Genomic DNA, 15,076 nt, shown 5'->3' with positions numbered 1-15,076 from the left:
ACTTCATTAAATGGATTACAACGCAAAACAATTACAGATTATAGATGTTGCCGAACGACTGTTTGCCCGAAAAGGCTTTGCGGGTACTTCGGTAAGGGATATTGCACAGGAAGCGGACGTGAATGTATCGATGATTTCATACTACTTCGGTTCCAAGGAAAAGCTGATCGAGGCACTTTTCAAACTACGTACGGTGGAGTCCCGCTCGCGTCTGGAAAATATCCTTGCAGCCGAGGACGTAACGCCGATTCAAAAAATCAATATTTTGATAGACAGTGTCATAGAAAGGCTAATGGGAAACCAGTCTTTCCATAATATCATGATGCGCGAGCAGCTTTCAACCGAAAGGACGCCGGTTATCGCCGAGCATATCATGAACCTGAAATTCCGCAACATGGAAATTATGCAGAAAATCATTTCGGAAGGGCAGGCCTCCGGAGATTTTCGCAGCAATATTGATATGAGTCTGATGACCACGACTTTATATGGTACCATCATTCAGGCAATCGCCACCCAGCGTTTTTACAAGAAACTTCATAAACTGGAAGATATGGACGAGGCGGAATTCCAGAAATATCTGAAAAATCAATTAAGCCAGCATCTTAAAAGTTTATTTAAATTAACCGTGACTAATGAACACCACATCCAGAATTAGAAAAATGGTTTCTGTGACAACCGGAATCATTTGGATTGTCGCAGCCGCTCATTCATTTGGCCAGACTGCGCGTACGCTCACGCTGGAAGAAGCAATTCAGCTGAGTCTGCAGAACAGTAAACAGCTTAAACTTAGCCAGACCAATGTTGATATTGCAGGATACAATATCCGGGAAATCCGTGAAAATCAGTTGCCGAGCCTGAGTGTCTCTGGTTCGTATTTACGACTGAACACGCCAAATATCAATTTAAAGATCAGAACATCCAGCGGATCGGACACCACTACGACCGAAGCCAGTTCTTTACAGGTGCATCAGGCCATGTACGGAATGGCAAGCGCATCTCTGCCGATCTTTTCCGGTTTTCGTTTCAAATACGGTCTGGAATCGGCGCGGTATCTGGAACAGGCTGCAAAGCTGGATGCAGAAAGTGACCGGGAAGCTGTGATTCAAAATACAGTTGCGGCATACAGCAATCTGTACAAGGCAAAAAAATCACTTGACCTTGTTGCCGAGAACCTGCTGCGCGAACGCGAGCGTGTACAGGAATTTACTAACCGTGAGAAAAACGGATTGCTTGCCCGTAACGACCTGATGAAAGCACAATTGCAGGAATCCAACGTACAGCTTGCCCTGCTGGATGCTGAAAATGACCTGAAAGTAACAACTATTAACATGGACCTGCTGCTCGGACTTCCTGAAAATACAGTGCTCGCGGCAGATTCGGCTAGTTTTGCCATGCTGAAAGAAGAAGGCAATGTAAATGAATGGGAACAAACTGCTTTGACGCACAGAAAAGACATGGCTGCCAACGGAATCCGCCGGAAAGCTGCGGAATCCAATATTAAAGTGGCAAAAGCAGATTTTTATCCGAGCCTGGCGCTTACTGCCGGATATGTGGCCCTGAATATTCCCGGCGTCGCCGTCATCCCGAATGCCATGAATGCCGGAATCGGGCTGCGTTATGATATTGGTTCATTCTGGAAATCCGGTGCGAAAATAGCCCAGGCCAAAACGCAGGTTTATCAGCTGAAAACAAATGAAGAGATACTGATGGACCGAATCCATCTGGAAGTCAATACGGCTTATTACAACTATGTTTTGAGCAAAAGAAAAATTGATGTTTATGCGAAAGCGGTGGAGCAGGCCAATGAGAATTACCGGATCACCAAAAACAAATTTGACAATAGCCTTGTGAACACGACCGAATTGCTGGATGCCGATGTGGCGCAGGTTCAGTCGAGGATAAATTATGAAGCTGCAAAAGCGGATGCCGTTGTAGCATACAAGAAGCTGGAACAAACAGCAGGCGTAATTAACTGAAAATAAAATCCGGTTTTTAATTCCACCCGTACACTCGTTCAAAATCAACTATTACAATATTATGGAAACCAATCACAGTACAATAGAAGCCGAAGAAGCTGCACCTAAAAAGAAAAGCTACCGCTTCATTATTATTCTTGCTTTACTGGTTACCGTAGGAGGAACCTGGGGCTATACCAAATACAATCATGGCCTGCATCATGAAGAAACCGATGATGCGCAGGTCGATGCGAACATCAGTCCGGTCATTCCGAGAATTTCAGGATACGTTACAGAGATCAGGGTTAAAGACAATCAGTCGGTCAAAAAAGGCGATACGCTGATCGTACTTGATAAAAGAGATCAGCTGATCAAGCTGGAACAGGCACGGGCAGCATTGTCCAGTTCGCAGGGCAATCTGGGTTTTGCCAATGCGACCACTACGGCATCCCAGGCGAGCGGCATTACATACGAAGCAAACATTTCAGTTGTTGAAGCACAGATTGAAGCTGCCAAAGTAAATGTTTGGCGCGCCACGCAGGATTTTGCAAGGTATGAAAACCTGATTAAAGACCACTCCATCACACAACAGGAATTTGAACAGGCATCCGCAGCAAAACAAACTGCCGAACGTCAGCTGGAAGTGCTTGTTGCACAAAGAAACGCAGCCGAACGTCAGGCAAAAGCAGCCGGACAGCAAACGCGGGCTACTTCCGTACAGAGCCGTGTGGCCAATGCCAATATCAAGGCACATCAGGCTGATATCGCCAATGCCGAACTGAACCTTTCCTATACGGTCATTACTGCACCGACGGACGGCCGTGTTTCAAAAGTAAATGCGCAGGTGGGACAATATCTGCAGGCCGGACAATCGCTTTTCAGCATTATCTCCACCACCGAACCGTGGGTGGTTGCCAATTTCAAGGAAACGCAGCTAACCAGAATGAAACTGGGCCAGCATGTACTTGTGCATGTGGATGCTTATCCCGATCATGAGTTTGAAGCGAAAGTGGCTTCGTTTTCACCGGCGACCGGTGCAAGGTTTGCATTGCTGCCTCCGGATAATGCGAGCGGAAACTTTGTGAAAGTCGTACAAAGGCTGCCGGTCAGAATAGAATTTACCAATGCGAACGATGCACGTATTGCACAGTTACGCCCGGGTATGAACGTGTTTGTTGATGTTGAGTTGGACTAGGAATCCGAATTGTTGATTCTAAACCGAATATAAATGGAATTACAGGAATCATTGGTTGAGTACGGCTTCCGGCGTGTTATCATTACGATAACAGCCGTGCTGTGCGCATTGCTGGAAATTGTGGATACAACGATTGTCAATGTGGCGCTCAACGATATGCGCGGAAACCTTGGCGGTACTTTGTCCGAAGTAAGCTGGGTGATTACGGCTTATGCCATTGGTAACGTGATCATTGTGCCGATGACCAGCTGGCTTTCACAGCAGTTTGGCCGTAGAAATTATTTTGCTGCATCCATTATCATTTTCACCGTTTCTTCATTTTTATGCGGAAATGCGGATAATATCTGGGAACTGGTATTTTTCAGGCTCATTCAGGGATTTGGCGGCGGTGCCTTGCTTGTAACCGCCCAAACGCTGATCACGGAAAGTTATCCGCCTGAAAAAAGAGGAATTGCGCAGGCCATTTACGGACTCGGCGTCATCGTGGGTCCGACACTGGGACCGCCGCTTGGAGGCTATATTGTGGATAATTACAGCTGGCCGTACATTTTTTATATTAATATTCCGCTGGGTGTCATTGCTGCCATGCTTACGCTTCAGTTTGTAAGAAGTCCGAAGTACGCGGAGAAAAAGGCAAGTAATGAAATTGATTACATCGGTATTGCCCTGCTGGCCATTGCAGTCGGATCGCTGCAATATGTGCTTGAAAAAGGACAGGAAGAAGACTGGTTTAACGACGAAATCATTACACTCCTCACAGTAACGACCGTTTTCGGATTCTTCTTTTTCATCTGGAGAGAGCTGACTTACAAAAGCCCGATTGTGAACCTTCGTGTTTTGTCCAACGGAAACCTGCGTGTGGGAACGGTGTTGTCATTTATCCTGGGTTTCGGGTTATACGGCTCCACTTTCATCATTCCGTTGTATACACAGGCTACGCTTGGCTGGACGGCTACACAATCCGGGATGCTGATGGTGCCGGCGGCTATTGTAACTGCGATGATGATGCCGATTGTAGGACAATTGTTACAGAGAGGCGTCAAGCAGCAGTATCTGGTTGCCATCGGAATGATTTTCTTCTTCATTTACAGCTACTGGGGATATCTGGTGCTCACGCCCGATACGGGCAAAGATGCCTTCTTCAATATGCTTATTATCAGGGGAATTGGTTTGGGATTGTTGTTTGTTCCGATTACAACATTGTCGCTTTCAACATTGAAAGGACGTGAAATCGGAGAAGGTGCTGCATTTACCGGAATGATGCGCCAGCTCGGCGGTTCATTCGGTGTGGCGGTGATCACAACGTTCATCGCACGTCAGAATATGCTGCACCGCAATGATCTTGTCAGCAAGCTGGATGTGAACAATCCCGTTGTTCAGCAGCGTGTGGAAGGCTTGCAGCATTCGTTCATGGCAAAAGGGATGACTTCGGATGCAGCGCTTCAGAGCGGCTATAAAATACTAGATTATACGGTTGCAAAACAGGCTCAGGTATTGTCCTATATGGATGTGTTTCTGTATCTGGGTGTTATGTTCCTGATTTGTGTGCCGTTTGTGTTGTGGACACGAAGCGGCAAAGCTAAAGTAGATGCTTCCGCCATGCATTAAAATTTAGTGTAGGTAGTAATAATGAAGAAGCTTTCCGCAATCTGGAAAGCTTCTCTTGTTTATGCCTTTCAATTGGTTTTTACGAAAGAAAACCCGTTGTTCCCTGATCCTTGTGAAAAGCCAAAGTTTGCGGTAAACTGGTTCCCGGATAAATTCTGTCTAATTTTGCCTTGTAAATTACCAAAGTTACTGTGCACCAGAATTATTATTTTTTAAAACAGCTCGCTCCGGCGCTTCATCGCAGAATTGCCGGAAAAATCTTTATTGAAGCATTCAGTCAGGAAAAAGACGAAATCATTCTGGTGTTTGCAGATGCGCCCGCGGCTGAGGAACTTTCAAATCCGTTCCTGATCAAAGCGACTTTGAAATCGAATTTTGCATGCCTCAGTTTTCCGGATAAATTTGAACGCGCACGGAAAAACAGTGTGAACCTTTTTACCGGTTTAAGCGGAAATAAAGTTGAATTTTTATCTGTTTTCGAAAATGAAAGAGCCATTCAGATCCGTTTTCAGGATGGACAAAAACTTGTTTTCAAGCTTTTCGGCAACCGTTCCAATCTCATTGCTTTTGATCCGGACGGAAATGCTACGCTGCTTTTCAACAATAAGCTGGCCGCTGATAAATCCATTACGATTGAATCGCTCAACAGGCATATTGATCAGTCTTTTGAAGCATATGTACGCAACGACATGCGGCATGAAGCGATTTTTCCTACTTTCGGAAAACTGGTGAACGCACACCTTTCCGGACTTCTACAAGGAAAACAGTCCGCTGCGGAAAGATGGCAGATTATTCTTGAGCTTCTGGAAAAGCTGGAATCGCCGCCTTATTATCTGACCAAAATAGATTTGGTTCCTGTTTTGTCGCTGATCGAAGCGGGTGAAATGATTGCAGCATACAACGACCCGGTCGAGGCACTGAATGCATTTTACATGGCTTACGTTCGGCTCGACGGGCTTGAAAAGGAAAAATCAGACCTGCTCCGAAGATTGCGGAAACGTATTCAGCAGACTAACAATTACCTGAGCAATACTTTTGACAAACTGACTGAACTGGAAAGTGCCGTTAAAAATGAAGAGCTGGGAAACATCATCATGGCCAACATGCATGCCATTCCTGAAAGGACGGAGAAAGCAGAACTGTATGATTTTTACCGCGACAAACCCATTCTGATCAAGCTCAAAAAAGATTTGTCGGCACAGAAAAACGCTGAAATATTTTACCGGAAAGCAAAAAACGAAAAAATCGAAATTGCCAGACTGAACGAGAGTATCGAAGCCAGAATGGCTGAACTGGAAGAATTGCAGGAGCATCTTGCCGTTACTGAAAAGATGGATTCGCTGCGTGAGCTGCGGGCTTATGTCAAAAAATGCGGATTGAACCAGTCGAAAGCGCCGGTTTCACAGGACGAGCTTTTCAAAAAGGAAGAATTTCTGGGTTACACGATTCTGATTGGCCGGAATGCGAAGAACAATGATCTGCTAACGAAACATTATGCGGGCAAAGACGATTTATGGCTTCATGCAAAAGATGTAAGCGGTTCACACGTTATCATTAAAAACCAGCCCGGGCGCAATTTTCCGGAACTGGTGATCGAACGTGCCGCAGAACTGGCCGCTTTTTACTCCAAACGGAAAAACGATTCGCTTTGCCCGGTGATCTATACACCCAAAAAATATGTGAGAAAACCGAAGGGTTTGCCCGACGGTGCCGTGGTTGTGGACAAGGAAGATATAATAATGGTTGTTGCGAAAGGCAGTTAGGGCTTTGATAAGTCCTGCGATGTAACGATCTTCGTATGAAATTTGAGAACAGGAATATAAGTGCAGGATGCTTGAAAATCGTCGCTTTGTCATCATTGGTTTTTTTGCTTTAATAGGTCTAACATACTTATTGCGACTTTTCTACCTACAGGTACTGGATGACAGCTACTCCATTGAGTCATCGAGCAACTCCATCAAACGTGTGACCGAAATTCCGTTTCGCGGCCAGATTTACGACCGAACCGGAAAACTCATCGTATACAACACGCCGGTTTATGATCTGCTGGTAACGCCGTATAAAGCCCGTGTAGACGATACCTTGCGGTTTTGTCAGGTGCTGGGCATTGAAAGAAGTGATTTTGACAGTTTGATGGCAGCGGCCAGCGCATACAGCCGGGTGAAACCGTCGCTGTTTTTACGGCAGCTTTCCAAAGAAGATTTTGCTTCCATTCAGGATATTATGGTCGATTATTCCGGTTTCGAATTTGCTAAAAGCTCGCTGCGGACCTATACGGCGCCAACGCTTGCCAACACGCTCGGCTACGTCAGTGAAATTACAAAAACACAGCTGGAAAAGCAGGAAGAGCCTTATTACCGTCAGAGTGATTACATCGGGCAAAGCGGAATCGAGAAAATTTACGAGAATGAACTGCGCGGAAAACGCGGTACCAAGTTTGTGATGCAGAACGTAAGCGGCGTGTACAAAGGCCCGTGGAAAGGCGGGGAACTGGACACGATGGCCGTCGCCGGAGAAAATCTTTATTCCGGAATCGATCTGGAAGTGCAGCAGTATGCCGACAGTTTGATGATGAACAAAGTGGGAAGCGTCGTTGCCATCGAGCCTAAAACCGGGCAGATTATTTCCATGGTTTCCGCCCCGACTTACGATCCCAATATTCTGGCGAGCCGTTATTTTTCCAAAAACTACGCGGCGCTTGCACGAAATCCTTACAAACCGCTGTTCAACCGGCCGGTTATGGCGAGCTACAGGCCGGGTTCCACTTTCAAGCTGATTCAGGCATTGATCGGACTTCAGGAAGGCGTGATTACGCCGGGAAGCGGTTTTACGCATGCGAATTGCCCCGTTGGATGCCATAATCATCCGGCAACCGGAACCGTTGCGCTGGGCGTGATGCATTCCTGCAATCCATATTTTTACAATGTGTTCAGAAGGATCATTTACAAGAACAATATTAAAAATACTTTCAAAGCGTCTGCTGTCGGGCTGGACAACTGGCACGATCAGATCAGCAAATTCGGCATCGGGCAAAGACTGGGTATTGACCTTCCGAGCGAGTACAAAGGGAATTTGCCGAACAAAAAATATTACGACCGGTTTTACGGCGAGTACCGATGGAAGTTTTCCAACATTTATTCATTGAGTATCGGAGAAGGCGAACTGCTGATCACGCCGTTGAAAATGGCTAACGTTGCGGCGATTATTGCAAACAGAGGATATTTTTATACGCCGCATGTTATTCACGGGATCGGCGACAAGAAGAAAGTGAATCCTGAATACCTGGTCAGGCATGAAACAGGCGTGGAGCCGCACAACTTTGAGCCGGTCATTGAAGGAATGATCGGCGCAGTGGAAGGCGGAACAGCGAGAAGATCAAGGGTGGAAGGCATTACGATTGCAGGAAAAACGGGAACGTCGCAGAACAAAAGGGGAGATGACCACTCCATTTTTATTGCCTTTGCACCGGTTGAAGATCCTAAAATTGCCATTGCTGTTTTTGTTGAGAATGCCGGCGCCGGAGGTTCGGCTGCCGCTCCGATTGCCAACCTGATCATAGAAAAATACCTCACGCGGAAAGTCACAAACAAGGCTCTTGAAGAAAGAATGATGAAATCGGACCTGATGAGCAAAGTGATTCTGCCCGGACAAAAGAAGCCTTTACCTGCGGACACGACAAAAAAGAAGCCGGTGACTGAAACCAAGCCTTCCGCAGCCAGGCCGTAAGCAACACAATCAACATTCAGCATTACAATCATTCAGAACATGTCGGAAACCAAGCCCATAACCAAAAATGTAGACTGGGTCGTTGTGCTCATTTACATTGCATGCCTGATGATCGGGTGGATTAATATTTACGCGGCCGTTTACAATCCGGAGGTGAATACCAGCATGTTTGACTTCAACAACAATGCCGGCAAGCAGCTGATGTGGATCGGGACCGCAGCGCTTCTGATTATCTGTATCCTCGTGATTGACTACAAATTTTACGAGACGTTCTCGTTCATCATTTATGCAGTAGTGATTTTCTTTCTGGTTATGGTCCTTTTTGCGGGTTCCAACATCAATGGTTCCCGATCGTGGATCAAGTTCGGGCCGGTTTCGTTACAGCCTGCGGAATTTTCCAAACTGGCCATCAGTCTGGCTATTTCCAAATATCTAAGCGATCCCGCAATCAGTCTTACGCGCAAGCTGAAAGATTATTATCCGATTATGGGCATCATTGCCGTTCCCGCCTTACTGATCCTTTTATCCAATGAAACCGGTTCCATGCTGGTTTTTGCGTCTTTTGCGATTGTTCTTTACCGCGAAGGAATGCCCGGGTTTATCCCGGCGATCGGCATTGTCATGGCTGCGTTGCTGATTATTACGTTATTATTTATCAAATGGTATATTGCTGCCGCCATTATCGTGATTGCCGGACTGGTAATCTGGCTGATGCCGGTGATGACGAGAAGGAGAGGAGGGCTCTGGGCAACGATACTGATTGCCGTGGTCATGATCGGGATTGTTTTCGGCGTTGACTTTTTCATGAATAATGTGCTTCAGAAGCACCAGCGCGGCCGCATTATGGTTTTGCTCGACCCGGATTCTGATCCGCGAGGAATCGGCTGGAATGTAATCCAGTCCAAAATTGCAATCGGATCGGGTGGTTTTACAGGGAAAGGATTTTTACAGGGAACACAAACCAAGTTCGATTTCGTGCCCGAGCAAAGTACCGATTTTATTTTCTGTACCGTTGGGGAAGAGCATGGATTTATCGGGTCGGGAGTTGTGGTCGTTTTGTTTATTGCATTGATTTCCAGATTAGTCGTGCTTGCCGAAAGGCAAAGAAGCCGCTTTGCGAGGGTTTACGGTTACTGTGTGGCAGGAATTATTTTCTTCCATTTTATGGTCAATATCGGCATGACCATCGGGCTGATGCCGGTCATCGGGATTCCGCTGCCGTTCTTCAGTTACGGCGGTTCTTCCTTGTGGTCATTTTCAATTCTGCTCTTTATTTTCCTGAAAATAGATGCACAGCGGCCTTTTACACTTTCCAGAGGTTAGGCGATTATAATTTTCCTGCGGCCATAATCAGCAGAATCCATCCGATAATGAGCGCGACGCCGCCGATCGGTGCGGTTGCGCCAAATTTTGTAATACCCGTAAAACAGATTGCATAAAGCGATCCGGAGAAAATAATCACGCCGATCGCAAAGGCATTGCCCGACCAGCCCAGCAGACGAACTGCATCCGCGCCCGCACGCTGCATCAGTACTCCGACCAAAACCATTGCAATAGCATGATAAAACTGGTATTTGACGGCTGTTTCAAACGTGTCCGCCCTTCCCGAAGTTTCCAGCATTCCTTTTAATGCGTGCGCGCCGAAAGCGCCAAGTGCAACGGCAAGAGCCCCAAGAATTCCGCCAGCCTGAATCATGAATTTCATATTGTTTCTAATCAATCGTTTTTTTAAAAATTAAGGAACTGCAGCCGGGTTCCGGGCAGCTGTCCGGCGGTAAAGTTAGGCCGCGATGGAGGCAGAACCAACTCTTTAAATCTATTTTATTATCTTGCGCGCTTTTAAAATAGAGCGGTTTCGCACGCGGTTGATAGCGGAAATAAATCCAAAATGAAGTTAGAACGCTTTATCCAGCTCTGGACACACCGTTATCATAAATATTCGCATATTCTGAAAGCCAATTTATTCGGCTATCGATCCGGGCTTCATTTTAAAACGGTTAAAAGCAAATTGAAGCAGGGCCAGAAACTTGTGGCTGTGATCCGTACGGAACATTTTGGCGACATTGTAGCGGCCGAGCCGATTTCCCGGTATGTAAGGTCGTTGTACCCGGATGCATACATGGTATGGTTTGTAAAGCCTGCTTTTAACGAACTGGTCGGTTTTAACCCGGCCATTGACGAAGTTTTGCAGGAATTTTGTGTGACGCAAAGGGAAGTACTGCTTAAAACCGGCGTATTTGACGAAGTATTTCAGTTGCAGTTTAAAAACAATAATCACTGCCCTAAATGTCAGGTTTATGTTGAAAATCCAGTGGCGGAACAGCGTGATATAAACATTTACAATTACTTTGATTACGGAAATCTGCTGGAAGTATTTGCGCAATCCGGCGGACTGATCCCGGCAAAAACGGCATTTCCGGCTGATGATCAGCCCAGGCTTTATTTGCAGAAAAAACATACAGAAAAAGTGGATTCTCTGCATCTGGATAAAAAATTCATTGTCATTCATTGTCAGTCCAATTATGCTCCGAAAGACTGGCCGGCTAAACAGTGGGAAAAGCTGGTGCAGTGGCTTGCGGATCAATATGACTATGAAATTGTGGAGATCGGGCTGAAAAGTAATCTTGAAATCAAAGCCGGGGCATACCGTAATTTGTGCGGTCAGTTGTCTATTCTGGAAACAGCGGAAGTTATTCGCCGGGCCAGTTTCTTTATTGGTCTGGACAGTGGCCCGTCACATCTGGGTAATGCAACGGGCACTTTCGGGATTGTTTTAATGGGTTCGCTCAATAATTTTCCACAGTATAATCCGTATTCCGGAAGTTATGGACGGCAGGAAAATGCATTCTTTGTCCGTCAGGAAGGAATGCCGTGTTCCGCGCTTTCATTTGAGTTTGTGCGTGAAAAAGTAGCGTCTGTTCTGAACAGCCGCAAAGTTGAAAAGCAGAATTGATGCTTTACCTTGAACCGAAAATAGCGCTTCCGACGCGCACAAGTGTACTTCCTTCTTCAACCGCAATCGGATAATCGCCGCTCATTCCCATCGACAGTTCCTGCATTTTGATCTGATCGGATTCAAATTGTTTAAAGGAATCAAACAGACTTTTCAATCCGCGGAATTCAGCCCTGATTTTCGTTTCATCGTCCGTATTGGAAGCCATTCCCATTAATCCGCTGATAATAACTGATTTATAGGATTGCAGTTCTTCGGATTGCAGGATTTCCGCGGCTTCTTCTTCGGATAATCCGAATTTTGTTTCTTCACGCGCAATGAAAATCTGTAAAAGACAAGGAATAACGCGGTCGTTTTTTGCCGCTTCCTTGTTGATTTCTTTCAAGAGTTTCAGGCTGTCAACGGAATGGATCAGCGACACGAAAGGCGCCATGTATTTCACCTTGTTGGTTTGCAAATGCCCGATCATATGCCATTCAATGTCTTTCGGAAGTGCTTCGTATTTGGCAGCCATTTCCTGAACCTTGTTTTCCCCGAACAGTCTGGATCCGGCATTGTAAGCTTCCAGGAGCATTTCCACAGGCTTGGTTTTCGTTACTGCTACTAGTCGGGTTCCCGGTTTAAGGCGGCTTTCTGTTTGTGCAATGTTTTCTGCAATGGAAGGCATCAGAATTGAATAAGATTTTGGTAAGCTGAATTATAAACTGAAAAAATAGGCAAGGCAACAGAAATCGGCGTTAACTTATTTCAAAATTGAAAAAAACATAGTTCTTTTACCAACTAATTTCAAAAATTAACCTTCTGTATGGACTATAATCAAGAACAAAAGCAAGATAGAAAAACACTTTTATGGGCCGCTTTGGCTGTATTGTTATTGCTTAATCTCGTGCTTGTTTATTTTATATATCATGAAAAACAGGAAAATGTAGCCAAGGACGAAATTATTACAGCCAAAACAGAAGAAGTTTTATTTATAAAAACCAAGCTGGATTCCATATCGGCAGAACTGGATGTTAAAATTGCAGAAATCCAGAAACTGGGCGGAAGCGTGGATTCACTGGTGGTTTTGAAGGAAAGGCTTGAAAAGGACAAGCGTGAACTGAAAAACGCCAATACTTATTCAGCAGCCAATTACAGCAAGAAAATCAAGTCTTACGAAACCATTTTATCTGAAAAGGACAGTGAAATCACGCAGCTGAGGCAACAGCTTGGCGTTGCCACTTCCAGAAATGAAGAACTGAACCAGAAAGTAACCGGCCTGGAATCCGAAAGGCAGCAGCTTGCAGATTCTGTCACGAGTTATTCGGTACAAAACAGGGAATTAAGTGAAAAGGTGAATATTGCTTCTGCCTTACGTGCCGAAAACCTGACTGTCAATGCACTTTCGTCCAAAGGAAAGGAAAGCAAAGGCGGAAAATACAGGTCAAAAAGGATTGATAAACTGAAAGTGAACTTTCAGCTGGGAGAAAATGCCGTTGCACAGCAGAACAACAAGGAAATTTACCTGCGTATCCTGGATCCGGACGGAGCCGTTTTATCCGATATGGCAACGGGCTCGGGTTCGTTTATGTATAATGGCCAGGAGCTGATTTACAGTTCCAAAGAAACCGTTGCATTCAATAATTCCCGTCAGTCTGTTGACATTTTCTATGGCCGCGGCGGCATTCCGCTCAAAGATGGAAAATATTCTATTGAAGTATATACCGAAGGCTTCAAGATCGGTCAGGGCGAATTTACGGTAAAGTAGCGCCGAGGCTGAATAACCTGACGCTAAGTCATGACAAGGCTTGGAATTGTAAATTCCAAGCCTTATTTTTGCACCCTCATTTTGGCAGTTGTGCCGGAATGAGGGTTTTATTTACAATTTTATAATTAATCAATTACCGTATGTCTAAGCAATATGAAACGGTGTTCATTCTGACTCCCATTTTGTCTGAGGCCCAGGCAAAGGACGCCGTTGAAAAATTCACGACAATCATCACTGCAAACGGTGCAACGATTGTACATGAAGAAAACTGGGGATTGCGCAAGCTGGCCTACCCGATTCAAAAGAAAAACTCCGGTTTCTACCATGTAGTGGAATACACTGCGGCGGAAGGAAACGTTGTGGACGTTTTGGAAACCGAATTTCGTCGTGACGAACGCATTCTGCGTTTTATGACCATCTCTCTTGACAAGCATGCCATTGCTTACAACGAAAAGAAACGCAAGGGACTGGTTGGAAAGAAAAGAGAAGAATCAACTGAATCAAAAACCGAAAACGCATAAGCTATGTCACTCGTAAACGAACCGGTTGAGAAAAATATTAACCGCAAAAAATACTGCCGTTTCAAAAAATCCGGCATCAAATACATCGACTACAAGAATCCTGACTTTTTACTTAAACTGGTAAATGAGCAGGGAAAAATCTTGCCTCGCCGTCTGACAGGAACAAGCCTGAAATATCAGCGTAAAGTTTCCCAGGCTATAAAAAGAGCACGTCATCTGGCTTTATTGCCTTTTGTTGCTGATCAATTGAAATAAAACAGACAGAGCTACAAACAATGGAAATCATACTAATCACTGATATTGCAGGTGTAGGTTATAAAAACGATATCGTAAATGTGAAAGCAGGTTACGGACGTAATTACCTTATTCCTCAGGGATTTGCATTACTGGCAAACGCCTCTAACCGCAAAATCGTTGCTGAAAACGTGCGTCAGGCTTCGCACAAGGCAGAAAAGCTTAAAAAAGATGCTGAAGACATTGCAGCAGCAATCGGCGACATGACAATCGACATCCGTACAGTTGTAGGTGAAAGCGGCCGTATTTTCGGACGCGTAACCAATACGCAGGTTGCAGATATCCTGAAATCAAAAGGTTTTGATATTGATCGTAAGAAAATTACGGTTGATGATGTTAAATCCGTAGGCACCTATTCTGCACTGATTGATCTGCATAAGGAAGTTAAGCACAAAGTTACATTGAACGTTATTGCAGCGGAAGATTAATTTTTGATGTTTTCAGATAAAGAAAATGGCAATCCGGAAGGGTTGCCATTTTCTTTATCTATACTGGTAAAAATCTGATTTCTAATAAACCACAGATACTTATAACGCGGGAATGCGCAGAACCTGTCCGGGATAAATCTTGTCAGGATCGGAAAGCATTGGCTTGTTTGCCTCAAAAATAACCGGATATTTCATCATATCGCCGTATACTTTTTGCGCAATTTTGGAAAGCGTATCGCCTTTTTCAACCGTATGATACGTTGCTTCCGGAGACGGTGTTGCGACAGTCAGGCGGTTATCGACCAACTGAACCCCTTCCACATTTCCGACGGCAAGCGCTATCTTTTCTGCATCTTCCTGTTTGGCGACTTCACCTTCAATCGTGACGGTATCACCGGATGTCTTCACAGTCAGTTTGTTATATGCAAGGCCAAGTGACTTGACGTGTGCCAGTAATGCGCTTGCTCTCAGCGGTTCAGTTTCAGGAGTAGGCGCAGCCGTTTCTTCTTTTTTAAGTACTTTTTCTCCGACACCTTTTAAAAACGATAATAAGCCCATGAGTTAGTGATTTTGCTTGAGTGATTAATTGAATTACTGTTGTTGAAACTGGTATAATGAACCATATTGAAGCAAGAGCAATTATTATACC

15 protein-coding genes are annotated in these 15,076 nt (G+C 45.1%); 12 read left to right on the top strand and 3 right to left on the bottom strand.

The annotated features are described in order from the left end of the window. Positions 1-10 precede the first annotated feature (10 nt). The 7 genes from FEM55_RS06950 to rodA all read left to right on the top strand — a co-directional run bounded on the left by FEM55_RS06950 (position 11) and on the right by rodA (position 9,807). On the top strand, positions 11-655 hold the full coding sequence (locus tag FEM55_RS06950; protein ID WP_138280551.1) for a TetR/AcrR family transcriptional regulator: 645 nt from the start codon (positions 11-13) through the stop codon (positions 653-655). Beyond that, positions 633-1,976 carry a TolC family protein gene (locus FEM55_RS06945; protein WP_229209115.1) on the top strand — a complete coding sequence of 448 codons (1,344 nt, stop codon included), beginning with the start codon at positions 633-635 and terminating at the stop codon, positions 1,974-1,976. The genes FEM55_RS06950 and FEM55_RS06945 overlap by 23 nt, the downstream gene beginning before the upstream one ends. Positions 1,977-2,037: 61 nt before the next feature. Then, entirely contained in the window at positions 2,038-3,150 is a 1,113-nt protein-coding gene (locus FEM55_RS06940) for an HlyD family secretion protein (RefSeq protein WP_138280550.1), read from the top strand. A 33-nt stretch (positions 3,151-3,183) separates the two neighbouring features. Continuing rightward, entirely contained in the window at positions 3,184-4,758 is a 1,575-nt protein-coding gene (locus tag FEM55_RS06935) for a DHA2 family efflux MFS transporter permease subunit (protein WP_138280549.1), read from the top strand. A 191-nt stretch (positions 4,759-4,949) separates the two neighbouring features. Then, complete coding sequence (locus tag FEM55_RS06930; protein WP_138280548.1) at positions 4,950-6,521, top strand: NFACT RNA binding domain-containing protein; 1,572 nt, start codon at positions 4,950-4,952, stop codon at positions 6,519-6,521. A gap of 67 nt (positions 6,522-6,588) precedes the next feature. After that, complete coding sequence (mrdA, locus tag FEM55_RS06925; protein ID WP_229209114.1) at positions 6,589-8,484, top strand: penicillin-binding protein 2; 1,896 nt, start codon at positions 6,589-6,591, stop codon at positions 8,482-8,484. 39 nt (positions 8,485-8,523) lie between these two features. Continuing rightward, positions 8,524-9,807 carry a rod shape-determining protein RodA gene (gene rodA, locus FEM55_RS06920; protein ID WP_138280547.1) on the top strand — a complete coding sequence of 428 codons (1,284 nt, stop codon included), beginning with the start codon at positions 8,524-8,526 and terminating at the stop codon, positions 9,805-9,807. Between the two features lie 4 nt (positions 9,808-9,811). Here rodA and FEM55_RS06915 read toward each other — a convergent pair whose 3' ends face one another. Then, positions 9,812-10,189: a DUF423 domain-containing protein gene (locus tag FEM55_RS06915; protein WP_138280546.1), complete on the bottom strand. Its 378-nt coding sequence runs from the start codon at positions 10,187-10,189 to the stop codon at positions 9,812-9,814. Between the two features lie 183 nt (positions 10,190-10,372). On the opposite strand from FEM55_RS06915, the gene FEM55_RS06910 reads away from it, so the two are divergent. Next, the gene (locus FEM55_RS06910; protein WP_138280545.1) at positions 10,373-11,437 is read left to right on the top strand and encodes a glycosyltransferase family 9 protein; all 1,065 of its coding nucleotides are present in this window, start codon (positions 10,373-10,375) and stop codon (positions 11,435-11,437) included. 4 nt (positions 11,438-11,441) lie between these two features. Here FEM55_RS06910 and FEM55_RS06905 read toward each other — a convergent pair whose 3' ends face one another. After that, positions 11,442-12,104 carry a YggS family pyridoxal phosphate-dependent enzyme gene (locus tag FEM55_RS06905; protein WP_138280544.1) on the bottom strand — a complete coding sequence of 221 codons (663 nt, stop codon included), beginning with the start codon at positions 12,102-12,104 and terminating at the stop codon, positions 11,442-11,444. A 138-nt stretch (positions 12,105-12,242) separates the two neighbouring features. Between FEM55_RS06905 and FEM55_RS06900 the strand changes: the two genes are divergently transcribed. From FEM55_RS06900 to rplI, 4 genes are all read left to right on the top strand, one after another. Continuing rightward, a complete protein-coding gene (locus FEM55_RS06900) occupies positions 12,243-13,184 on the top strand; it encodes a DUF8428 domain-containing protein (protein ID WP_138280543.1) in 942 nt (313 codons plus the stop codon). 140 nt (positions 13,185-13,324) lie between these two features. Beyond that, entirely contained in the window at positions 13,325-13,705 is a 381-nt protein-coding gene (gene rpsF, locus FEM55_RS06895) for a 30S ribosomal protein S6 (protein WP_138280542.1), read from the top strand. 3 nt (positions 13,706-13,708) lie between these two features. Continuing rightward, on the top strand, positions 13,709-13,960 hold the full coding sequence (rpsR, locus tag FEM55_RS06890) for a 30S ribosomal protein S18 (protein ID WP_138280541.1): 252 nt from the start codon (positions 13,709-13,711) through the stop codon (positions 13,958-13,960). A gap of 20 nt (positions 13,961-13,980) precedes the next feature. Then, the gene (rplI, locus tag FEM55_RS06885; RefSeq protein WP_138280540.1) at positions 13,981-14,427 is read left to right on the top strand and encodes a 50S ribosomal protein L9; all 447 of its coding nucleotides are present in this window, start codon (positions 13,981-13,983) and stop codon (positions 14,425-14,427) included. Between the two features lie 99 nt (positions 14,428-14,526). Here rplI and lysM read toward each other — a convergent pair whose 3' ends face one another. After that, positions 14,527-14,985 (bottom strand): peptidoglycan-binding protein LysM, encoded by a 459-nt coding sequence (gene lysM / locus FEM55_RS06880; RefSeq protein WP_138280539.1) that lies wholly within the window; start codon positions 14,983-14,985, stop codon positions 14,527-14,529. Positions 14,986-15,076 lie beyond the last annotated feature (91 nt).

Origin of the sequence: Dyadobacter sediminis, from assembly GCF_005860765.1 — a bacterium.
Lineage (GTDB): Bacteria > Bacteroidota > Bacteroidia > Cytophagales > Spirosomataceae > Dyadobacter > Dyadobacter sediminis.
This window is presented reverse-complemented; position numbering and strand designations above follow the sequence as displayed.

Coding starts and splice junctions, on each gene's coding strand:
- FEM55_RS06950 (WP_138280551.1), top strand. CDS start 11: ATGGATTACAACGCAAAACAATTACAGATTATAGATGTTGCCGAACGA.
- FEM55_RS06945 (WP_229209115.1), top strand. CDS start 633: ATGAACACCACATCCAGAATTAGAAAAATGGTTTCTGTGACAACCGGA.
- FEM55_RS06940 (WP_138280550.1), top strand. CDS start 2,038: ATGGAAACCAATCACAGTACAATAGAAGCCGAAGAAGCTGCACCTAAA.
- FEM55_RS06935 (WP_138280549.1), top strand. CDS start 3,184: ATGGAATTACAGGAATCATTGGTTGAGTACGGCTTCCGGCGTGTTATC.
- mrdA (WP_229209114.1), top strand. CDS start 6,589: ATGCTTGAAAATCGTCGCTTTGTCATCATTGGTTTTTTTGCTTTAATA.
- rodA (WP_138280547.1), top strand. CDS start 8,524: ATGTCGGAAACCAAGCCCATAACCAAAAATGTAGACTGGGTCGTTGTG.
- FEM55_RS06915 (WP_138280546.1), bottom strand. CDS start 10,189: ATGAAATTCATGATTCAGGCTGGCGGAATTCTTGGGGCTCTTGCCGTT.
- FEM55_RS06910 (WP_138280545.1), top strand. CDS start 10,373: ATGAAGTTAGAACGCTTTATCCAGCTCTGGACACACCGTTATCATAAA.
- FEM55_RS06905 (WP_138280544.1), bottom strand. CDS start 12,104: ATGCCTTCCATTGCAGAAAACATTGCACAAACAGAAAGCCGCCTTAAA.
- FEM55_RS06900 (WP_138280543.1), top strand. CDS start 12,243: ATGGACTATAATCAAGAACAAAAGCAAGATAGAAAAACACTTTTATGG.
- rpsF (WP_138280542.1), top strand. CDS start 13,325: ATGTCTAAGCAATATGAAACGGTGTTCATTCTGACTCCCATTTTGTCT.
- rpsR (WP_138280541.1), top strand. CDS start 13,709: ATGTCACTCGTAAACGAACCGGTTGAGAAAAATATTAACCGCAAAAAA.
- rplI (WP_138280540.1), top strand. CDS start 13,981: ATGGAAATCATACTAATCACTGATATTGCAGGTGTAGGTTATAAAAAC.
- lysM (WP_138280539.1), bottom strand. CDS start 14,985: ATGGGCTTATTATCGTTTTTAAAAGGTGTCGGAGAAAAAGTACTTAAA.